Consider the following 20,465-nt stretch of genomic DNA (forward strand, 5'->3'; position numbering starts at 1 on the left):
GCACGGGCAGTGTCGCTCGCCCAGGTGCCCGGGTCTGCTACTCCGTGCGGGTGTGTCGCGACCGCCAGGTGGCCGTGGCTGTCAGAGGGGCGCTCGCGGGTCTCAGGCGGTGAGGGTCACCGCGAGCAGGGCCACGTCGTCACTTCTGCCCTCAGGACGCACGGCCGCGAGAAGCCGGTCGCAGAGCCCGACTGTCGTCTCGGCGGCCAGTCGTTCGGCGGTGGCGCGGACGAGGTCGAGGCCGCTGTCGAGGTCGGCGTCGCGGCGCTCGACGAGACCGTCGGTGTACATCAGCAGGGTCGAGCCCGGGGGCAGCAGCTCGAGGGCCGCCGCGCGCGGCTCGGCGAGCTCCACGCCGATCATCGTGGACGCGGCGCCGCTGAGGTACCGGGCCGGTCGCCCCGGGACGAGCAGCAGCGGAGGCGGGTGGCCGGCGTTGCTCCAGGACAGCTCGGCGCCGCCACCGGGCAGGGGCACGAGCCGGGCGTAGACGACGGTCGCGAGGTCGGCCATGGCGAAGCCGGACACCAGCCGGTCGAGCCGGTCGACGACCCGGGCCGGCTCGTCGCCGTCGGCGGCGCAGGTGCGCAGGACCGACCGGAGCTGTCCCATCGCGGCGGCAGCGGTGATGTCGTGGCCCATCACGTCACCGATGACCAGACCGACACTGCCGTCGGGCAGCAGGAACGCGTCGTACCAGTCACCACCGACCTTGGCCGCACTGCTCGACGGCTCGTAGACGGCGTCGAAGCCGAGTCCGTCGAGGGTCGGCAGCTCGGGGAGCAGCGAGCGCTGCAGGGTCTCGGCGACGCGGCGCTGCGCGTGGAACTGGGCCGCGTTGTCGACGATGAGGCCGGCCCGCCGGCCCAGCTCGAGCACGAGCTGCTCCTCGTCCTCGGTGTAGGGACGGGCAGCGTCCCCCGTGCGGCTGACGGTGAGCGCACCGACGACCCGGTCCCGGGCGACCAGTGGGGCGACGAGCGCGTGCCGCAGGTCGATCTCGACGTAGGCGGCGAGCTGGTCGTCGTCGACCGCGACGCTCGCGAGGTAGCCGCGGGACGCCGAGATCCGCACGATCGGCTCGCCACGCAGGACACGCGCCACCGACGACTTGGGGTTCTCGCGGCGGGGCAGCCGCTTCTCGGCCCGGCGGATCGCGTCGGCCTGGGCCTCGTCGTCGGACACGACCACCCCACGCCCCCCGTGCAGCTCCTGGTCGGCGAGGTCGACCGTGACGAGGTCGCCGAGCACCGGGATCAGCCGCTCGGCCAGCCGGGTCAGGGCCTCGTCGAGGTCGAGGGTCGCGGTCAGCGATGCACCGACGTCGTTGAGGATCCGCAGCCTTTCGAGGGCGCGGTCGCGCTCGAGCTCGGTGGCGAGGCGCTCCCCGACGTCGCCGAAGTAGACGGCGAGCCCCTCAGATCCGGGAAAGGCACGGACGTCGAACGTCGTACCCAGCGGTGCGAACTGCGCCTGGAAGCGCTGCGGCTCGCCGGTGCGGACCGCCTCGCGGTAGCGCACCTCGAAGTCCGACCCGATCGCCTCGGGGAAGCTCTCCCACAGCGAGGTGCCCACGAGGTCGCCACGGTGACGGCCGAGCATCGCCTCGGCCTGGGCGTTGACGTAGACGAACCGCCAGTCGAGGTCGAGTTGGAAGAACCCGTCGGCCATCAGCTCCAGAGTCCGTCGCGCGCGGGCGCTCTGGTCGTGCAGTGCGGTGACGTCGACCGCGACCCCGACGAGCCGCTCCGCTGTGCCGTCGGGGCCGGGCAGCGCCCGCCCGCGTCCCTCGAGCCAGCGGATCGACCCGTCGCGCAGCAGCACGCGGTACTCCACCGCGAGCTCACCCACGGTCTCGACTGCCGCCGCGATCGCCGCAGCGGTGCGCTCCGCGTCCTCGGGCAGCACCCTGGCGAAGAACGAGGCCAGGGTGCCGTCGAACGTCGCCGGGTCGATGTCGAGCATCGCGAACAGCCGGTCGTCCCACTCCAGCTCGCCGCCGGGGAGCAGCATCTCGAAGGACCCCACCTGTGCCGCGGTGAGGGCGAGCTCCAGCCGGACCGAGGTCGACACCGCCCGCGAGCCGTTCAGCGCGCTCGCGGCCCGACGGCCGACGTCCTCGGCGATGGCGACGGACTCGGGTGACAACGGGTCGTCGATGCGTCCGACGGACAGAGCACCGAGGACGACACCCCGATCGACCAGGGGTACGACGAACCCGGTGCGCACCCCGCTCGCCCGGACGCCGGCGAGCAGGTCCTCGTCGCCGGGCGCGAGCGCCCGGATCAGGTCGTCGTCGACCTCGGGGAGCTGCTGGGTGCGTCCGGTCGCGATGACGTGGCCGGCGCCATAGGGCTGGTCGGTGGTGACCTCGAAGCGCTGGAACAGCGCGTTCAGCGACGCGGTCAGCTGCGGGTCGCGATGCCGTCCGGCGACGAGTGCGATGCCGCCGGGGGGCTCCACGACGTGGACGAGCGCCCAGTCACCGAGCAGGGGCACGGCGGCGTCGAGCACCGCGTCGGTGAGACCGGCGACGCTCTGGTCGGTCGCGAGCCGCTCGCCGAGCCGGGCGAGCGCGCCGTTGCGCGCATCTGCTTCGGTGAGCTGGCGCAGGGCATCGGCGCGGGCCACGGCCTGCGCGGTCTGCGCGGCGAGCCCCTCCAGGTAGGCACGCTCGGGCTCGGTCAGCAGCCGCGGTGACGACCAGGTGAGGCGCAGCGCCCCGACGCGCACACCCGCGACCTCGAGGGGCAGCGCCGCCAGGGCCTGCACCCCGGGCTGGTGCTCGCCGAGCCCGGGGAAGAGGGCCTCGCGCTCGTCGGGGCCGATGACGAAGACTGGCGCGCCGGTCCGGAGCGCCTCCGCCGACGGTCCCGGGCGGCCAGGCACCTGCCTCAGCGCCTCGTCGGTGCCTGCTTGCAGCACCGCCTCGAGCCGGTCCGCGCGCGGCTGGGACAGGGTGCCACCCGTCGCCCCCAGTGTGGTCATTCCCTCGGTGAGCGCGATGCGGGCGATCTCCTCCAGAGAGTCGGCCGCCGCGAGCTGCGCGGTGACGTGCTGCAGCAGCGCCGCGAGCTCGGCCCGCCGCGCCCGACGGTCGATCTCCTGCAGGTCCTCGAGCAGCCGGTCCTCGAAGGTCGGCGGCTCCTGCGGGGCGAGTCCGGACGACGCCCGCCGCAGACCGTCGACGAGCGCGCGGACGTACCACTCGCGCAGGACGCGGAACGCCGCAGGAGACTCGAGGCTGAGCATCCGGCGGTCGCGGGCGTGGGCGTCGGTCTCGGCGAGGGCCCGCAGGTAGTCCTCGCCGGCGTCCGCCAGCTCGGCGGGGAGGGTGAACCGCAGCAGGATGCGACGCTCCCCGTCTGCCTGGGCCCGGGTGAGCAGCCGTCGGAGCTGGGCGCGTGCCTCCGCGAAGCGAGCCACGGCCGTGGTGATGTGCTCGACGACGTCACGGGGGAGCGCGCCACCGACGGCGCTCTCCGCCAGCGCCAGCTCGCGCAGCAGGCCGTCGAGGTGGTCCTTGGCGGAGGCCACCACCTCCGTCGGTGCCCAGCCGACCTCGACGTCGAACCCGGTGACCTGCTCGTCGTCGAAGGCGGCGAGCAGCGCGTCCACGTCGAGCTCCGGGCCGACGGTCCGCGGCTGCGCGCCGAAGCGGCACCACACCGACTTGCCCGGTCCTGTCGATGAGGGGCTCCAGCCCCAGGCCTCGCCGAGGCTCGTCACGAGGCCCAGCCCCCGGCCGGTCGTGCTCCTGTCCGATGCGAGCCGTGGGGCGGGCATCGCCGCCCCCGTGTCGGTGACCTCGAGCAGGAGCCCGTCGGGCTCGCGCGCGAGCGACACGCGCGCCGGACCCGGCGCGTGCAGGACGACGTTGGCGAGCAGCTCGCTGACGACGACCTCGACGTCGTCGGTGAGCTGCGCCCGATCCCAGTCGGCCAAGGTCTTGCGGACGCGCGCCCGGACTCCAGGCACGGCCGCAGGCGAGGCGATCACGTCCCAGGCGACTGTGCTCACGTCGTCGTCGGCCATCGTGAGAAAGCGTAATCCGACGGTCGCACGAACCGACGTAGGGTCGGCGGGTGGTCCGCCGTGGATGTGCGCTGCTCGGGCTTGCGCTCGCGGTGACGGCCTGCTCGGGTGGCCCCGTCGCGCAGTGGGTCGCCCCGACGGCAGCCGCACCCTCGAGCGCCGCACCGGCGACCACTCCCACGGCCGTGCCGACGTCCACCTCACCTCCCGTGGTCGCGGCCTTCACCGTCCGACGGGTCACCGCAGCGGACCTGCCCCGGTCGTGGCGACCCGGCTGCCCGGTCGCCCCCGCCCAGCTCCGGCGCGTGACGGTGCCCTACGCCGGCTTCGACGGACGGTCCCGTCGCGGCGACCTCGTCGTGCACCAGCGGGTCGCCGACGAGGTCGGGCGGACCTTCGTGCGACTGCGCGACGCGGGCTTCCCGATCCGGTCGATCACGCTCGTCGACGAGTTCGGTGGGTCCGACGACGAGTCGATGGCGGCCGACAACACCAGCGCCTTCAACTGCCGCGCCGTCGTCGGCGGGTCGGGCGGCTGGTCGCGGCACGCCTACGGCACCGCGATCGACATCAACCCGCGCGAGAACCCCTACGTCTACGGCGACGGCACAGTCGCTCCGCCCGAGGGTCGGGCCTATGTCGACCGCTCGCCCTACCGCCAGGGCATGGTCGTCGCCGGCGGTGCCGTCGACCGCGCCTTCGCTGCGATCGGCTGGTCGTGGGGCGGCCGCTTCCGCTCCAGCAAGGACTACCAGCACTTCTCGGAGTCCGGCCGGTGAGGGGGTCGCGCTCGCCGGCTCGGCCCGTCGGGTCCGGCTCGGGATAGCGTCCGGCGATGCGCTCCTACTGCAGCCTCTACGTCGATGCCGGCTACCTCATGTCCGCGGCGTCGACGCGGGTGACCGGCACGTCGCTGCGCTCCGCCACGGAGATGGACGTCCCGGCGCTGCTCGCCGCCCTCACCGAGCAGGTGGAGAAGCTGTGCGGTCTGCCGTTGCTGCGCATCCACTGGTACGACGCGGGGACCCGCCAGGGCGCGCCCTCAGGCAACCAGAAGGACATCGCGACGATCCCGCGGGTGAAGGTCCGGCTCGGCCGGGTCGGCTACAACGGGGAGCAGAAGGGCGTCGACCTCAAGCTCGCGCTCGACCTCATCACCCAGTCGCGCAACCGCGTCGCGGAGGTCGTCTACCTCGTCTCCGGCGACGACGACCTCAGCGAGGCCGTCGAAGAGGCCCAGCACCACGGCGTGCAGGTGATGGCGCTCGGTGTCCCTGACGCCGACGGCAACGCCATCAACGTGAGCCGCCACCTCGCGATGACCGTCGACCAGCTGCTCGTCGTCGACGCCTTCGTCATCGACGACCACGTCAAGCGCTCGGCTGCCGCGGTGCTGCGCGAGGTCCACGCCGCCGGTGTGGGGCACGACGACGAGCTGGAGACCGCCCCTGTCGCCGAGGGCGACGACCTCCGCACCGACGGCGTCGACGAGGGGCCGGTCGACACCGAGGCGGACAGCGGTCCGGTCACGGTCGAGGACGAGCCGACCGCCCCGGTGGTCGCCGAGCCCGCGACCCCGCAGGTCCCCTCACCGCTGCTCTTGTCGCAGATCCGCCCGGTCGTGCCCCGCGTCCGACCGGTCGAGCCGCGCAGCCTCCCGACCTACAGCACCAGTACCGGGCTGGGTGTCGTGCACCACCGGCCGGTCCTCGACGACCGGGTCATGGCCGCGGTCGAGGAGGTCGTCGACACCGTCTTCGTCAACTGGTGGCGTGGCGCGTCCGACCACAGCAAGACCGAGCTGCAGCGGGCCAAGCCGTCCATCCCCTCGGAGATCGACCGCACGCTGCTCAGCGACCTGTCGCGTCGGCTCGACCAGTACGACATCCCGCAGGACTGGCGGGTCGTCATGCGCGACGCCTTCTGGGACAAGCTCGACGCGCTCTGAGCCCGGGCGCGGGCACGGCCACCGGTCAGAGGTAGAGGCCGGTGCCGGGGGAGGCCGGCGGCTTGTCGTCGGCGGCCGCCTCAGCCTTCTCGTCGGCGAACGACGTCTTCCCGCCGAACTCCTTCACGAGCAGCGGACCGTAGTGGTCGGTGATCGTCGCGACCGCGCGGCAGGCGCTGTCGAACTCCTCGGGGTCGATCGTCTGACCGACGAGGTCGGACTCGACCAGCACCTGCTCGCGCACCCAGAAGACCCGCGCGAAGCGGATGAGGCTGTTGACCTCGTTGAGCTTCTCGAGCAGGGCCGGGCTCGAGGGCACGCCCGCCACAGCAGTCGCGAAGACCTGCACGACGGGATCGCTCTCGCCGATGAGGCGCACGTAGTAGAGCGCGTCCTTGTAGCGGACCGGGTAGTCGCCGTCAGTGTCCGCGACGACCTTCTCGTTGCCGGTCAGGCGCTCGAGCAGGCTCTCGACGTACGCCCTCACCATGTCGACGCGCAACGCTCGCTCCCTCGGTCCGGTGTGGCGTCGGACGCTAGCGCCCCCGGGTCGACCGCGGCTTCTGCGGCTGGCCGGCGCGCGCGGCGAGCTCGGCCCGGGTCCGGGCGGGTGCACCCCGACCCGGTGCCTTCGGGGTCGCCTTGCCCGAGGACGCGGCCCGGGCCTTGGGCTGGCGCGGAGCGCGCGTGGGCGGCGGCTCAGTCGGCTCGACCGGCTCGACACGGGGAGCGGGCGGGCCCGTGAGGTCGGTGATCGCGGCGTCGCCGGGGCGCACCATCGCGGTGACGGGCTTGATGCCGGCCTGCTTGGTGAGGGTGCGGACGTCACCGAGCTGGTCCTGCGTCGCGATGGTCACGACGGTGCCGCCGGCGCCCGCGCGGGCGGTGCGCCCGGAGCGGTGCAGGTAGGCCTTGTGCTCGGTCGGCGGGTCGACGTGGACGACCAGCGCGACGTCGTCGACGTGGATGCCTCGCGCCGCGATGTCGGTCGCGACGAGGACCCGGGTCGCGCCGCTGGTGAAGGCCTCGAGGTTGCGCTCGCGCACGCCCTGGCTGAGGTTGCCGTGCAGCTCGACCGCGGGGATGCCGGCGGCGGTGAGCTGCTTGGCGAGCTTCTTCGCGGTGTGCTTGGTGCGCAGGAAGAGCAGGCTGCGCTCGTGCCCGGACGCGAGCTCGTGCACGACCGCGGCCTTGTCGGCGGAGGCCACCGAGAAGACGTGGTGGGTCATCGTCGAGACCGGCGAGACGGCAGGGTCGACGGAGTGCGTGACGGGGGTGTGCAGGTAGCGCTTCACCAGCACGTCGACGCCGTTGTCCAGCGTCGCGGAGAACAGCATCCGCTGGCCGACCTTGGGGGTCTTGTCGAGCAGCCGCTTGACCGCGGGCAGGAAGCCGAGGTCGGCCATGTGGTCGGCCTCGTCGAGGATCGTCACCTCGACCGCGGACAGGTCGCAGAAGCCCTGCTTGATGAGGTCCTCGAGCCGACCGGGGCAGGCGATGAGGACGTCGACGCCGGGCGCGAGCGCCTTCACCTGCGGCACCTGGCCCACCCCGCCGAAGACGACGGTGCTGGTGAGGCCGGCGGCCTTCGCGAGCGGCTGCACGACGGCGAGGACCTGGTTGGCGAGCTCGCGGGTCGGGACGAGCACGAGGGCGCGCGGGCGCTTCGGGGCGCGTCGGCCGCCGATGAGCCGGGTCACGAGCGGCAGCGAGAAGGCGAGCGTCTTGCCGCTGCCGGTGCGGCCGCGGCCGAGGACGTCCTTGCCGGCCAGGGTGTCGGGCAGGGTCGCGAGCTGGATCGGGAACGGCGCCGACTTGCCCTCGGCCTCGAGGCAGGCGACGAGCACAGCGGGTACGCCGAGGTCGGCCCACGATGTGCCTGCCGCGCCCGGTGCCGCGGGCGCGGCGGGGGCGGTGGCCGAAGCGGTGGCCGGGGCGGTGGTCGGAGCAGCGGTCGGAGCGGTGCGGTCGGGAGCAGGCCGGCGGGTGACCGGCGGCGCGGCTGCGCTCGGCGCCACGGCTGCAGCTGTGTCTGTGGCTGCGGCTGTGGACGTGTCAGCGGTGCGGGTGGCCTCGCGCGCGTTGCGCCGGCCGTTGCCGCGACCGCTGCGTGACGGCGGCGTGCTCGGCTGAGTCCCCGGCTGCGACCCAGGCTCGGGAGCCGTCGCGGGTCGCGGGGCCTCGGAGGGGGTGCGCAGGACAGCGGGGCGCGCGGCGGCGGTCTCGGGGACCGGCGCGTGGCGGGGGGCCTCGGCAGGGCGGCTTCCGCGACGGTGCCTGCTCGGCGTGGACATGCTCGTGGGTGTGGACGTGCTGGACGGCACAGGGATCCTTCGTCTGGGGGTCGGCCCGGCGCATGACGGTCTCACCGTCATGGGGCGACATCGGGGACAACGCGCCAGCGTGCGTTGTTCTTCCCCTGGTGAGAGCACGCCGGGGGTACGGTCCGGCTCGTGGAGATCACGCTGGTGCGCGGGGACATCACGCTGCAGGACGTCGAGGCGGTCGTGACGGCGGCCAACACGCCGCTGGTCGGTGGCGGGGGCGTCGACGGCGCGGTGCACCGCGCGGCGGGGCCGCGGCTGCTGGAGGCGTGCCGGCCGCTGGCGCCGGTGCCCGCGGGGTCCGCCGTGGTGACGCCCGCCTTCGACCTCGCGCCGGTGCGGTGGGTCATCCACGCGGTCGGCCCGGTCTACAGCGGGCCCGCCGACGCGAGCGTGCTCGCCTCGGCGTACACCTCGTCGTTGGCTCGGGCCGACGAGGTCGGTGCGCGGACGGTGGCGTTCCCGTCGATCTCCACGGGGGTCTACGGCTATCCCGCGGACGAGGCGTCGCGGATCTCGGTGGCGGCGCTGCGGGCGGCGACCACCGACGTCGACCGGGTGCTGCTGGTGGCCTTTAGCCGGGGCATGGAAGCGCTGTGGGGAGACGCTCTGCGCGAGCCCTGAGCAGGCGGCGGATCGCCCCGAACCTGTCGCACCCTCGCGGGATGCTCGTCACCGAGAGAGGGGTGGTGCCGGATGGCGTTCGTGGACATGGCGAGGTCGCACGTCAAGGAGCTCGTCCGTGAGGGACTGGGGCTGCGGGAGGTCGTGGAGGACTGCGACGGCGACCTGCCGTTTCGGCAGGGGACCGCGGCGTGGTTCATCAGCGTCCGGTCCGACGGGCTGCGGCTGAAGGTGTGGTCGCGCGCGGTCCTGGGTCTGCGGGCGACCGCGGCGGTGCTGCGCGAGGTCAACGACGCGAACCTCACCCTCGAGGTCGCGAGGGTCGTCGTCCGCGGTGACGCCGTCTTCGTCGAGGGCGTGCTGCCGGTCGAGGACTGCACGGCGGAGCGGCTCGAGGCGCTGTGCCGCGAGGTGTCGCAGTGCGCCGACGGCCTCGGCCAGATGCTGGTCGCGGTGCACGGCGGGTCGACGTGGTTCGACGACGCGGGCGACGATGTCTGCCCGGAGTGCGGCTCGTCGGACTGACCAGCCTGCTGACTCGGTCGATCCGCCGCGCCAGAGCGCGGAGCCTGACCCGAGACAGCGGGTGGGGGCGGGTTCAGGCGGGGCGGTGGCCGCGGATGACGAACAGGCAGGCGCCCGTCGCGAGCAGCACGAGGCTGGTGAGCAGGACCCCGGCGAAGACCGCCCACGGGCCGGCCGCGAGCTCGTCACGGCCGGCCACGGAGCCCAGCGCCGCGGCCAGGCCGACGGCGCCGGCGACGAGGTACTTCCACCAGTGGGCGGCGGCGTGACCGGTGCCGTCGAGGGCGTGCGCGCGACGCCAGGCGACGACGGCGAGGCCACCGAACAGGAGAACCCCGACGACGCCGACGGGGGCCAGGCCGACGGTCCAGAGCGAGAGCGTCGCGAGGACGGCGCTGACGACGCCGAGCGCGCCGTAGACGGCGGGGGTCGAGACAGATCGGGACATGCGGGCCTCCAGGTGCTGGGGCGGGATGGTGAGGGCGAGGTCGAGCAGGGCGCGCGCCCAGACGCGGGCAGCGGGCTCGTCGCGGAGCTGGGCGTGGAGCAGGAGCGCCATGTCCTCGGCGTACTCCTCGCGGAAGTCGCGGGGGTAGAGGCGCAGCAGCGCTGCGTAGACGGTCATGTCGCCGGCAGGTAGCGGGCGACGGCGTGCACGAGCGACTGCAGTCGCCGGGTCTCGGTGGCGGCGACGTCGCGGCCGGCGGGGGTCAGGGCGTAGTAGCGGCGCCGCCCGTCGGTGTCGTTGTCTGTCCGGGTCTGGGCGATCAGCCCGTCGCCGACCAGCCGGTTGAGGGTGCCGTAGAGCGTGCCCGGCCCCATCCGCCACGCCCCGTCGGAGAGCTCCGCGACCCGGCCCATCAGGGCGTAGCCGTGCTGCTCGCCTTCGAGCAGGGCGAGCACGAGGTAGAGCGACGCACCGGGCAAAGGCTTCGGCTTCACAGTCGAACAGTGATGTATCGAAAGTCGACTGTCAACCCCTCAGCGTCACCTCTGCTCGCACAGGTCGTCGAGAGGCGCGTCGAAGTCGGCGCCGATGCGCACCGTGCCCTTCCACGCCCCCGGTGTGCGCGGGGCGGTGCGGACCGGCAGGGCGATGAGGCGGGCCCGGGGGCGACCCGACGTGGCGATAACGATTTCCTCACCCTGCGCCGCGCGCTCGACGAGCTCGGACAGGCGGGTCTGCGCGTCGTAGAGGTTCACCTGGATGGCCACGCCCGTCAGCGTGATCTGCCTGACCATGTCGGTCAATACCGGCGCGGCAGCATCCGCGCGCCGGACGGCAGTCGGCCGTCCCAGGGGCAGTTGCGTCGTACCCTGCCGTCGTGCCGGACGACTTCGTCATCGCCCGCAACCCTGATCCCGACTCGGCGCTGCCCTACCTGCTGCGGCTGCCGCTGCCGCGACCGGTGGTGCTGAAGGCGCGTGAGACCTGGCCGCGCACCAGCAAGGTCTACTGCCACCGCGCCGAGGAGTGGCCGGCCGACGCGGAGATCGTCGAGCGGGTGCCGGTGCGATCGTGCACGGCCCGCGGCCCGGCGGTCGACCTCGTCCTCGACCGCGGCCGGGAGAACCGCAGCCAGCTGGTCTTCACCCGGCTCAAGGACGGCCGCGAGGCGATCTTCTGGCAGAGCGCCCGCACCGCCAAGCAGGCCCGTCCGGGGGTGCGGACCCCGACCGCGCGGGCCAGCGGGCTGGTCGACCTCGAGCTCGTCGTCGACGGCCGCGAGCGCTACGCCTACCGCTTCAGCCACCAGCAGGCGACGCCGGTCAAGGGCTCGCTGCCCTGCGGCGACTACGGCGTACGACGGGAAGGCCGGTGGGTGGGCGTGGTCGAGCGCAAGTCGCTCGACGACCTGGCGCGCTCACTCGTCGACGGGCGGCTGGCCGGTCAGATGGCGGAGCTCGCAACGCACCCGCATGCCGCTGTCGTCGTTGAGGACCGCTGGTCGCGGGTCTTCGCGCTGGAGCACGTCAAGCCGAGCTTCGTCGCCGACCTGCTCGTGCGGGTGCAGGTGCGCTGGCCGCAGGTGCCGGTCTTCTTCGCCGAGACGCGGCCGCTCGCGGAGGAGTGGACCTACCGCTTCCTCGCCGCGGCCTACGACGAGTCGCTCGCCGACGAGCGGGTCGCCGTGCGGCTCGGCGGGCTGGCCGAGGCGCCCCCGCTCGCGCCGGCCGCGCCGTCGACCGCGGCGGTGCGGCAGTGGGCCCGAGCCCAGGGGCTACCCGTCGCCGAGAAGGGGCGGCTGCGACCCGAGGTCCTGGCGGCGTACCACTCGGCGCACTGACCGGGGACTCGAGCATGGGGACGGCGCACCGGCCGACAGGGGAAGCCCGGCCGGGGCGCCGTGGGGGGGGTGCTAGCTCGCGACGGCCTCGTGGTCGTGGTCGTCGTGCAGGCCGCCTCCGCTGCCGGTGCCCGTGCCGCTGGACGGCGGCGGCGTCGGGTCGACGAGCGGCTGCGTGGCGAAGTCGCGCTTGGCGAAGTGCAGCGTCGCGTGGGCCGCGGCGTCGCTCATCTCGCTGAGCCCCTGCAGGTCGACGTTGGCGAGGGTGTCGCAGGCGAGGTGGTAGCAGGGGTCGTAGGCGACCCCGGCCGTACCACCGAACTTCTCGGCCTGCGCCGCGGTCTTGATGCCCTCGGCGCCTGTGAACAGGCCCCCAGCGGGGATGTCGACGCCGTCGGCGATGAAGGGGCCGTAGTCGGAGCGGCCACTGAAGGGCGTCTCCTCCGACGCGAGGCCCGCGGCCGCGAAGTAGTCGCGGAAGACCCGCTCGATCTCACCCGAGCCCGCGGGACCCTTGGCCGACTCGGCGGGGGCCGGGAAGGCGGAGTTGTCACCGTCGTAGATGAAGCGCGCGTAGTTCGGCGAGCCGACCATGTCGAAGTTGAGGTTGAGTGCGATCTTGTCGCGCTCGGCCTGAGACAGCCCGGCGACGTAGGCCTTTGAGCCGAGCAGGCCGAACTCCTCGGCGCCCCACCAGACGAAGCGGAGCTTGTTCTTCGGGGTGCGTTCCTGGGCCATGTAGGTCTCGGCGATCTCGAGGATCGTCGCGGAGCCGCTGCCGTTGTCGTTGATGCCCGCGCCGCGCGACACCGAGTCGAGGTGGGCGCCGACGACGACCACGCTGTCCGGGTTGCCACCGGGGGTCTCGGCGACGATGTTGCGGGTCGTGCGCGTCTCCTGGACGCGGTCGATGCGGACGGTGGCGGTGCTGCCCGTCGCACCGCTTCGGATGCCGTTGGCCAGGTCCTGGCCGACGGCGAGGGTCGTGCCGAGGGCGGCGCCGAGACCGGCTCCGCCGAGGGTTCCGTTGACAACGCCGGTGCGGCCCGCATCGGCCCCGTCGTTGAAGACCACGGCCGCCACGGCGCCGGCGGCCTTGGCGTTGGCCGACTTCGCCCCGAAGGTGCACGTGCCACGCTGCAGGAGCGCGATCGAGCCGACGGGCATTCCGGTGAAGTCCGCGGCCTCGCAGCCCGACGTGCTGCCCGTCGGGCTCGGAGCGGTCGGCAGCACGAGGTCGACGGCCCATACCGGCGCGGTCGTCGACGGGACGGACTCGGAGAAGGTCATCGAGGCGTAGTCGGTGCCGTCGACGTAGGTGGTCGCGGTCGGGGCGGTCTGCGCCAGCGTCGGCGGCGTGCGGTCGGCGTTGAAGAGGAACTCGAAGACGTTGTCGGTGACGGTGAGGCCGGCCGCCCGTGCCTTGTCGGTGACGTAGCGGGCCGAGGCCTCGTAGCCGGGGCCGCCCGCGACCCGGTTGCCACCGCCTGCGTCGGAGTGCGATTGGAAGGCGGCCTGGTGGGCCCGGATCCCGTCGACGGTGACGGCCTTGCGGAAGCCCTGGGTCGAGCTCTGCTCGCTCTGCGGCGAGGCCGCTTGCGTCGAGTTGGTCGGGGCCAGTGCCAAGGCGGTACCGACGGCGACGGCTGTGATGGCGCGTGAGAGGTACACCTGCGTCTCCAAGCGTAAGGGGACTCGGAGACTAGGCTGACTAGGCCATCCGGACTAGTGCTTGATGGCCCTTTCGGTCTAACAGGATATCTGCCTGATCGGATGGTCGGAGCCGCGGCGGGAATGGGGAGCGCGGGAGGCGGTTGCCCCTGGAGGACCCCGCTGATCCTGGAGCCGCACTGTGACCCGCCCGAGCACCGCATGACCACGACCGACGCACCCCGCTCGGCGGTGGGCCTGCGGTCCGAGCGCGGTCCGATCCTCGGCGCGATCATGGTCAGCACGGCGCTCATCGCGCTCGACAGCACGATCATCGCCACCGCTGTCCCGAGCGTGGTTGAGGACCTCGGCGGCTTCTCGAGCTTCCCGTGGCTGTTCAGCGCCTACCTGCTCGCCCAGGCCGTCACCGTCCCGGTCTACGGCAAGCTCGCCGACGTCATCGGGCGCAAGCCGCTGCTCATGATCGGCATCGCGGTCTTCGTCGCGGCCTCGCTGCTGTGCGGCCTGGCGTGGTCGATGCCGGTGCTCATCGCCAGTCGGGTCCTGCAGGGCATCGGTGCCGGCGCGATCCTGCCGATGGGGATGACGGTCATCGGTGACCTCTACTCCGTCGAGGAACGCGCCCGCGTCCAGGGCTACCTCGCGTCGGTGTGGGGTGTGGCGTCGGTGCTCGGCCCGGTGGCGGGTGGGCTGTTCTCCGACTACCTCTCATGGCGCTGGGCCTTCCTCGTCAACCTCCCGCTCGGGGCGCTGGCGATGGTCACCCTCCACCGCCGCTTCACCGAGCGCGTCGAGCGCCGCGAGCACACCCTCGACATCGCCGGCGCGCTGCTGCTCACCACCGGGTGCACCCTGCTCATCCTGGGTCTGCTGGAAGGTGGCAACGGCTGGGAGTGGCGCTCCACCACGTCGTACGCCGTCCTTGGTGCCGGAGCGCTGCTGCTGCTCGCCTTCGCGCAGGTGGAGCGGCGCGCGGTCGAGCCGATCCTGCCGGTGTGGGTGTTCCAGCGACGGGTGCTGGTCGCGGGCAACCTCGCCGCGGTCGGGATCGGTGCGCTCATCATCGGGCTCTCGACCTACGTCCCGACCTGGGCGCAGGGCGTCCTCGGCACCGGTGCCGTCGAGGCCGGGCTGGCTCTCGGTGCGCTGACGATGGGCTGGCCGATCTCGGCCGCGCTGTCGGGCCGGGTCTACCTCCGCATCGGCTTCCGCGACACCGCGCTGCTCGGCGTCGCGCTCGCGGTCGTCGGGTCGGTGCTCACCGCGATGCTGCCGCGCGGCGCGTCGATCTGGCAGCTGGCGGGCGCGCTGTTCCTCACCGGGCTCGGCATGGGGCTGTCGTCCGCGCCGCTCGTTGTCGCGCTGCAGTCGGTGGTCGGCTGGGACCGGCGCGGCGTCGTGACCGGCACCAACATGTTCTGCCGCTCGATCGGCTCGGCGGTCGGTGCCGCGGTCTTCGGCGCGATCGCCAACACCACGCTCTCGCGCGAGTTCGCGTCGGCGCCCCCGGGGGTCGCGCTCCCGTCCGACGTCGACGGCACCCTGCAGGCCCTGGCCGCCGGTGGCCCGGTGGCAGCAGCGGCCCGCGACGGCCTGCACGCGGCGGTCCACGGCGTCTTCGTGGCGACCGCGGTCACTGCTGTCCTCATCGCGGTCGCGATCGCCCTGCTGCCGCGCCGGACCGAGGCGCTCGTCTTCGACTGATCACGCCGTGGCGACCTGGCACGATCACGGCATGGCACTCACGATCGCTGTCACCGGTGCGGCCCGCGGCATCGGCGCAGCCGTCGCGCGCGAGCTGTCGCGCAGGGGCCACCACCTGCTGCTCGGCGACCTCGACGGCGACGCGGTCGTCGCCCTCGCCGCGGAGCTCGGACCGGGTGCGGTCGGGGGAGGGCTCGACGTCACCGACGACGCGTCGTACTCCTCGTGGTTGTCGCTCGTGCCCCGTGTCGACGTGCTCGTGAGCAACGCCGGAGTGATGTGGGTCGGGCGCTTCGACGAGGAGCCGGAGGCCGTTGCGCGGCGCCAGCTCGAGGTCAACTTCCTCGGCGTCGTGCGGGGCACCAAGCTGGTGCTGCCGCAGATGCGCGCGCGTCGTGCGGGTCACCTCGTCACCGTGGCCTCGGCCGCGTCCTACGTCGCGCCCGCGGGTGAGGCGACCTACGCCGCGACCAAGCACGCGGTGCACGGCTGGACCAAGGCGGTCCGTCAGGAGCTCAAGGGCAGCGGCATCGAGATGTCGCTCGTGATGCCGACGGTCGTCTCGACCGAGCTCGCCGCCGGCACCGCGAGCGGGGGAGTGCCGCCGCTCGCGCCGGAGGACGTCGCGCGGGCCGTCGCCGACGTGGTCGAGCGGCCGCGCTTCGAGGTCTTCGTGCCGGGCCGGGTCGCGGTGCTCGCCCGGATGATGACCCTGCTGCCGCAGCGCGGCCGCGACCTCATGCACGCGCGTCTCGTCCCCGACCAGGTGCGCGCGACCGACCACGCGGCCCGCGCCGACTACGAGGCCCGACGCCTCGGCTCCTGAGGGCGCCTCGGAACATCCCCGGGGCGCCCGGTCAGACGCCCTTGTAGTTGAAGACCTGGCGCAGCACGTGCTGCACCGACACCAGGTCGGTCTGGTCGGCCATCACCTGGTCGATGTCCTTGTACGACGAAGGGTGCTCGTCGAGCAGGGCCTCGGCCGAGTCGGCGTTCCAGGTCCGCCCGCCCATCGCCTCGCGCAGGCTGTCGACGCTGAGCTGCTTGCGGGCAGCGCTGCGCGACATCCGGCGGCCGGCACCGTGCGAGCACGACGCGTAGCTGGCCGGGTTGCCCAGCCCGCTCACGACGTAGGACCGCGTCCCCATCGACCCCGGGATCACGCCCTAGTCCCCGACTGCGGCCTTGATCGCTCCCTTGCGGGTGATCCAGAGGTCCTTGCCGTGGTGGTGCTCGAGCTGCGTGAAGTTGTGGTGGCAGTTGATGGTGCGGACCTGCTCGCCGGCGCCGACGACCTCGAAGAGCGACGTCAGCATCCGGTCCGCCATCACCTGTTTCGAGCCCATCGCGTAGCGCTGAGCCCACAGCATGTCGGCGACGTAGGTCTCGAAGGACTCCTCGCCCTGCACGAGGTAGGCGAGGTCGGGGTCCTCGAGCTCGATGAACCGCCGCTTCATCAGTCCCTTGGCCTCGTCGATCGCCCGGACCGCCAGCTGGTTGCCGATGCCGCGGCTGCCGGAGTGCAGGACCGTCCAGACCACGTCGCGCTCGTCGAGGCAGACCTCCCCAAAGTGGTTGCCCGAGCCGAGCGTGCCGAACTGCTCTGCCGTGGTGCGCTCCTGCCGCGGCGACAGCTCGGTGCGCGGCCGGCCTAGCGCCGCGAGCGCCTCCTCGGCGACCGGTGCGGTGTGGCCCTTGCCGACGCCCGAAGGGATCCGTTGCGACACCAGCGGCATGAGGGCGTCGAGGGAGTCGGGAAGATCCGCGGCCGTCAGCGTCGTCTCGGTCGCGATCATTCCGCAGCCGATGTCGACACCGACGCACGACGGGATGATCGCGCCGCGGGTCGGCACGACCGAGCCGACCGTGGAGCCGAGACCCTGGTGGGCGTCGGGCATGAGGGCGACGTGCCCCTCGACGAACGGGAGGCGGGCCGTACGCGCTGCCTGCGCGACGGTCTGGGGCTCGATGTCGCTGGCCCAGCTGAGCAGCTTGGGTGCGACCTGGGTGACGCTCATGGGTGTCAGGACACCATGCGCAGCAAGCGACTTCCGGCCGGGCGTCCTGGTCAGACGAGGCGGCGCGCGGTGGCCCAGCGGGTCAGCTCGCGGCGGTTCGAGAGCTGGAGCTTGCGCAGCACCGACGACACGTGGGTCTCGACGGTCTTGCCGCTGATGAACAGCTCGTCGGCGACCTCGCGGTAGGTGTAGCCGCGGGCGATGAGGCGCAGCACCTCCCGCTCGCGTGGGGTCAGCTGGTCGAGCTCGGGGTCGGGCGCGGCCTCGTCGGCACGGGGGGTGCTGCCGGAGAAGGCGTCGAGGACGAAGCCGGCGAGCCGCGGTGAGAAGACCGCGTCACCGGAGGCGACCCGGCGGACCGCGTCGACGAGATCAGGGCCGCTGATGGTCTTGGTGACGTAGCCGCGGGCGCCACCGCGGATCACCGCGATGACGTCCTCGGCGGCGTCGCTGACCGACAGGGCGAGGAAGCGGCTCGACGTCGCGCCGAGCGCGGCGAGCACGGCGAGCCCGCCGCCGTCGGGCATGTGCACGTCGAGCAGCACGACGTCGGGGGTGGTCCGGGTGATGACCTCGACGGCCTCGGCCACGGTGCCGGCCTCGCCGACGACCTGGACCTCGTCGCCGAGCTCGGTGCGGACCCCGGAGCGGACGAGGTGGTGGTCGTCGACGAGCACGACGGTGGGGCGGTCAGGCACGGGTGGCCTCCCGGGGCAGGTCGAGCCGGACGTCGGTGCCGTCGGCGGAGCTGCGGATCCGGGCGCTTCCTCCGAAGCGCTCCATCCGCCCGCGGATCGACTCCGCGACGCCGAAGCGGTCGGTCGGGACGGCGTCGGGCTCGAAGCCGCGGCCGCGGTCGCGGACGAAGACCGTCGTCGCGTCGGGCTCGACCTCGGCGTAGACCGCGACGCTGTCGGCACCGCTGTGGCGGGCCGCGTTGGCGACGGCCTCGCGGGTCGCCGCGACGAGGGCGGCCAGCCGGTCGTCGAGCGGGGTGTCTCCCACGACGACGACCTCGACGGGCACGCCGTGGGCGGTCTCGACCTCGGCTGCCACCCGCTCGAGCTCGGCGGCGAGCAGCCCCTCGGGGGCGGTGCCGTAGAGCCGACCGCGCAGCTCGCGCTCGCTGGAGCGGGCCAGGCGGGTGACCTCGCGCGGGTCGTCGGCGGCGCGCTGGATGAGGGCGAGGGTCTGCAGCACCGAGTCGTGGACGACGGCCGCGACCTCGGCGCGCTCCTGCGAGCGGATCCGCTCCCGTCGCTCCTCGCGCAGATCGACCGTCATGCGGTACCACCACGGCGAGGTCAGCACGACCAGGCCGACGACCACGACGGCCGTGGACAGCAGACCTCGGCGGGCTGCGCCGAGCTCGCCGCGGGTCGCGAGGAAGCCCAGGAGTCCGACCCCGACGAGCGCGGCGCCGGCCAGGGACCGGGCCAGGTCGCGCGGTCGGGTCGCCGTCTGCCGCCACTTGCTGCGCTGCGACTCGTCGGCCTGCCGCCACACCAGCGCAACGCCGACGACGGCCGCGCCCAGGGGCAGCACGGTCGCCGTGCCGCTCACCACGTCGTGGAAGGACAGCAGGAGCAGCAGCCCGAGCCCGAGCGCGCCCAGCGCCAGCAGCTGCGCGGTGCCGCCGCGGTCCTCGTCGTCGACCGCGCCGCCGTCGGGCTCGCGCAGCACCACCCAGAACGCCGCGTAGAGCGCGAGGCCGACGCCGCCCGTCACGGCCAGCACGACGAAGGCGATGCGCACGAGCAGCGGTCGCGTCCCGACGTGCTCGGCGATGCCGCTCGCGACACCGGCGACCGCCCGTCCGCGACGTGCGCGGACGAGGCGCCCGGGCGTCGCGGCAGCGGTCACGCGGACAGCGTCACACGCGACCCGGCCGGCGCGCGTCAGGGTCCGACCCTGAGATGCAGACCAGGGTGCGTCCCCGATGCGCGGGCCGGTCTGCGCGAGCATCGTCACCGCCATGACCGACACCTCCGTCCCCGTGGGGACGACCCGCCCGCTGGTCCGCCGCGACGACGACAAGGTCGTGGCCGGCATCTGCGCCGCCTTCGGCCGCTACACCGACACCGACCCCGTGCTGTGGCGCGTCGTCCTTGGCGTCCTCACCTTCTTCGGCGGTGTGGGGCTCGCGCTCTATGTCGCGGGCTGGCTGCTCATCCCGCGGGCCGGTCACGACGCGTCCATCGGTGAGCGCGCGCTGCGCGGTGGGCGGCTCACGCCGGGCAGTGCGGTCGTCGTCGGTCTGCTGGTCGTGCTCGCCGCCGTGGCACTCGGCGACGGCCGCGGCCTCGCCGCCGTCGCCGTCATCGGCGTGCTGGCCTACCTCGTCGCCCGCGACCGTCGCGACGGCATCGCCGCCCCGGACGCGCCCTCGGTGGTGACCCCCGGCCCAGCAGGTACGACGTACGCCGGTGGGTGGGGCGCTCCTGTCGTCGGCCCCCCGGCACCACCCCGGCCGCCGTCGCGGCTCGGGGGAGTGGTGCTCGCCCTCACCGCGCTGACGGGCGGTGTGCTGCTGGCCCTGCGGCTCGCGGGTGTCGAGGAGCTGACCGCTGCGCGCATCCTGGCGGTCTGCCTCTGCGTCGTCGGTGCAGGGCTCGTCGTCGGGACCGTCGTGGGGCGGGCGCGCTGGCTGTTCTTCTTCCCCGGACTGGTGCTGGCGCTCGCGCTGGCCGCGACGGTGGCCGTCGACGGCGTCGTCGACGGGGGAGTGGGTGAGCGGACCTGGACCATCGCGGGTGGCGCACCCACGCGGACCTTCGAGCTGGGGCTGGGCGAGGCGACTCTCGATCTGCGCGGCGCCGACACCTCCGGCCAGGTCCTGCAGGTCGACGCCCGGGTCGGCGTGGGTCATCTCGTCGTCCTGGTGCCCGAGGACCTCACGGTCCGGATCCGTGCCGACGTGGGCCTCGGGGAGATCGACACGACCGACGTCGGTGGGTCGACCGATCCGGGTGGTGGCACCGAACAGGAGCAGGAGCTCGTGGTCGGCTCAGGTGACGTGGAGGCAGAGCTCGACCTCGAGGTCGGGACCGGACAGGTGGAGGTGCGTCGTGGCTGAGCAGACCCGCGGTGAGGTGCACCCGCGCGACACGACCTCGCTCATCCTCGGCCTGGTGCTGCTGGCCGCGGGCGTGCTCTTCCTCGTGGCGGACACGACCGACGCCGATGTCGACGCGCGGTGGTCGGCCCCTATCGCGCTGGTCGCGATCGGCCTGGCGGGGCTGCTGTCCGCGCTGCGTCCGCGGGAGAAGCAGGACGAGGTGCCGCTCGGCGCCCAAGAGCCCGGCCCGGCCTCCGACCGCTGACGGCC

18 protein-coding genes and 1 pseudogene are annotated in these 20,465 nt (G+C 73.5%); 9 read left to right on the top strand and 10 right to left on the bottom strand.

From position 1 onward, the window contains the following. Positions 1-102: 102 nt before the first annotated feature. Positions 103-4,035 (bottom strand): SpoIIE family protein phosphatase, encoded by a 3,933-nt coding sequence (locus Q8R60_19205; protein MDP3714600.1) that lies wholly within the window; start codon positions 4,033-4,035, stop codon positions 103-105. Between the two features lie 50 nt (positions 4,036-4,085). Between Q8R60_19205 and Q8R60_19210 the strand changes: the two genes are divergently transcribed. Continuing rightward, positions 4,086-4,814, top strand: coding sequence for a M15 family metallopeptidase (locus Q8R60_19210; protein ID MDP3714601.1), 729 nt, complete (start codon positions 4,086-4,088; stop codon positions 4,812-4,814). Positions 4,815-4,870: 56 nt separating this feature from the next. After that, entirely contained in the window at positions 4,871-5,983 is a 1,113-nt protein-coding gene (locus Q8R60_19215) for an NYN domain-containing protein (protein ID MDP3714602.1), read from the top strand. Positions 5,984-6,008: 25 nt separating this feature from the next. Here Q8R60_19215 and Q8R60_19220 read toward each other — a convergent pair whose 3' ends face one another. Beyond that, positions 6,009-6,485: a YbjN domain-containing protein gene (locus Q8R60_19220; protein ID MDP3714603.1), complete on the bottom strand. Its 477-nt coding sequence runs from the start codon at positions 6,483-6,485 to the stop codon at positions 6,009-6,011. 34 nt (positions 6,486-6,519) lie between these two features. After that, positions 6,520-7,830: a DEAD/DEAH box helicase gene (locus Q8R60_19225; protein ID MDP3714604.1), complete on the bottom strand. Its 1,311-nt coding sequence runs from the start codon at positions 7,828-7,830 to the stop codon at positions 6,520-6,522. 606 nt (positions 7,831-8,436) lie between these two features. Between Q8R60_19225 and Q8R60_19230 the strand changes: the two genes are divergently transcribed. Both Q8R60_19230 and Q8R60_19235 read left to right on the top strand, forming a co-directional pair. Next, on the top strand, positions 8,437-8,931 hold the full coding sequence (locus Q8R60_19230) for an O-acetyl-ADP-ribose deacetylase (protein ID MDP3714605.1): 495 nt from the start codon (positions 8,437-8,439) through the stop codon (positions 8,929-8,931). Positions 8,932-9,003: 72 nt separating this feature from the next. Continuing rightward, positions 9,004-9,456: a hypothetical protein gene (locus Q8R60_19235; protein MDP3714606.1), complete on the top strand. Its 453-nt coding sequence runs from the start codon at positions 9,004-9,006 to the stop codon at positions 9,454-9,456. 73 nt (positions 9,457-9,529) lie between these two features. Here Q8R60_19235 and Q8R60_19240 read toward each other — a convergent pair whose 3' ends face one another. Genes Q8R60_19240 through Q8R60_19250 form a run of 3 tightly spaced genes read right to left on the bottom strand, consistent with a single transcriptional unit; the run spans position 9,530 to position 10,671 of the window. Then, positions 9,530-10,081: a hypothetical protein gene (locus Q8R60_19240; protein MDP3714607.1), complete on the bottom strand. Its 552-nt coding sequence runs from the start codon at positions 10,079-10,081 to the stop codon at positions 9,530-9,532. After that, positions 10,078-10,398 (bottom strand): PadR family transcriptional regulator, encoded by a 321-nt coding sequence (locus Q8R60_19245; protein MDP3714608.1) that lies wholly within the window; start codon positions 10,396-10,398, stop codon positions 10,078-10,080. The genes Q8R60_19240 and Q8R60_19245 overlap by 4 nt, the downstream gene beginning before the upstream one ends. Positions 10,399-10,443: 45 nt before the next feature. Continuing rightward, positions 10,444-10,671: a type II toxin-antitoxin system prevent-host-death family antitoxin gene (locus tag Q8R60_19250; protein MDP3714609.1), complete on the bottom strand. Its 228-nt coding sequence runs from the start codon at positions 10,669-10,671 to the stop codon at positions 10,444-10,446. 110 nt (positions 10,672-10,781) lie between these two features. Here Q8R60_19250 and Q8R60_19255 point away from each other — a divergent pair, with 110 nt between their 5' ends. Next, on the top strand, positions 10,782-11,744 hold the full coding sequence (locus tag Q8R60_19255) for an ERCC4 domain-containing protein (GenBank protein ID MDP3714610.1): 963 nt from the start codon (positions 10,782-10,784) through the stop codon (positions 11,742-11,744). Between the two features lie 72 nt (positions 11,745-11,816). Here the strand turns inward: Q8R60_19255 and Q8R60_19260 are convergent, their stop codons facing one another. Continuing rightward, the gene (locus tag Q8R60_19260; protein ID MDP3714611.1) at positions 11,817-13,415 is read right to left on the bottom strand and encodes a M20/M25/M40 family metallo-hydrolase; all 1,599 of its coding nucleotides are present in this window, start codon (positions 13,413-13,415) and stop codon (positions 11,817-11,819) included. A 201-nt stretch (positions 13,416-13,616) separates the two neighbouring features. Between Q8R60_19260 and Q8R60_19265 the strand changes: the two genes are divergently transcribed. Further along, positions 13,617-15,119, top strand: coding sequence for an MDR family MFS transporter (locus tag Q8R60_19265; GenBank protein ID MDP3714612.1), 1,503 nt, complete (start codon positions 13,617-13,619; stop codon positions 15,117-15,119). A gap of 31 nt (positions 15,120-15,150) precedes the next feature. Further along, positions 15,151-15,945 carry an SDR family oxidoreductase gene (locus Q8R60_19270; protein ID MDP3714613.1) on the top strand — a complete coding sequence of 265 codons (795 nt, stop codon included), beginning with the start codon at positions 15,151-15,153 and terminating at the stop codon, positions 15,943-15,945. 31 nt (positions 15,946-15,976) lie between these two features. Here the strand turns inward: Q8R60_19270 and Q8R60_19275 are convergent. The 3 genes and pseudogenes from Q8R60_19275 to Q8R60_19285 form a co-directional block, all read right to left on the bottom strand. Then, positions 15,977-17,137: pseudogene (locus tag Q8R60_19275) on the bottom strand (RtcB family protein). 50 nt (positions 17,138-17,187) lie between these two features. Further along, positions 17,188-17,835, bottom strand: coding sequence for a response regulator transcription factor (locus Q8R60_19280; protein ID MDP3714614.1), 648 nt, complete (start codon positions 17,833-17,835; stop codon positions 17,188-17,190). Next, positions 17,828-19,000 carry a PspC domain-containing protein gene (locus Q8R60_19285; GenBank protein ID MDP3714615.1) on the bottom strand — a complete coding sequence of 391 codons (1,173 nt, stop codon included), beginning with the start codon at positions 18,998-19,000 and terminating at the stop codon, positions 17,828-17,830. Before Q8R60_19285 ends, Q8R60_19280 begins: the two co-directional genes overlap by 8 nt. Positions 19,001-19,112: 112 nt before the next feature. Here Q8R60_19285 and Q8R60_19290 point away from each other — a divergent pair, with 112 nt between their 5' ends. Together Q8R60_19290 and Q8R60_19295 are read left to right on the top strand one after the other, a co-directional pair. After that, positions 19,113-20,213, top strand: coding sequence for a PspC domain-containing protein (locus tag Q8R60_19290; protein MDP3714616.1), 1,101 nt, complete (start codon positions 19,113-19,115; stop codon positions 20,211-20,213). Continuing rightward, positions 20,206-20,460, top strand: coding sequence for a hypothetical protein (locus Q8R60_19295; GenBank protein ID MDP3714617.1), 255 nt, complete (start codon positions 20,206-20,208; stop codon positions 20,458-20,460). The genes Q8R60_19290 and Q8R60_19295 overlap by 8 nt, the downstream gene beginning before the upstream one ends. The last annotated feature ends 5 nt before the right edge of the window (positions 20,461-20,465 follow it).

The organism is Mycobacteriales bacterium (genome assembly GCA_030697205.1).
Lineage (GTDB): Bacteria > Actinomycetota > Actinomycetes > Mycobacteriales > SCTD01 > JAUYQP01.

What these genes read in the sequence shown, in the direction of transcription:
- Q8R60_19240 (MDP3714607.1), bottom strand. Translation starts at nt 10,081, where the DNA reads ATGACCGTCTACGCAGCGCTGCTGCGCCTCTACCCCCGCGACTTCCGC.
- Q8R60_19235 (MDP3714606.1), top strand. Translation starts at nt 9,004, where the DNA reads ATGGCGTTCGTGGACATGGCGAGGTCGCACGTCAAGGAGCTCGTCCGT.
- Q8R60_19215 (MDP3714602.1), top strand. Translation starts at nt 4,871, where the DNA reads ATGCGCTCCTACTGCAGCCTCTACGTCGATGCCGGCTACCTCATGTCC.
- Q8R60_19205 (MDP3714600.1), bottom strand. Translation starts at nt 4,035, where the DNA reads ATGGCCGACGACGACGTGAGCACAGTCGCCTGGGACGTGATCGCCTCG.
- Q8R60_19265 (MDP3714612.1), top strand. Translation starts at nt 13,617, where the DNA reads ATGACCACGACCGACGCACCCCGCTCGGCGGTGGGCCTGCGGTCCGAG.
- Q8R60_19290 (MDP3714616.1), top strand. Translation starts at nt 19,113, where the DNA reads ATGACCGACACCTCCGTCCCCGTGGGGACGACCCGCCCGCTGGTCCGC.
- Q8R60_19270 (MDP3714613.1), top strand. Translation starts at nt 15,151, where the DNA reads ATGGCACTCACGATCGCTGTCACCGGTGCGGCCCGCGGCATCGGCGCA.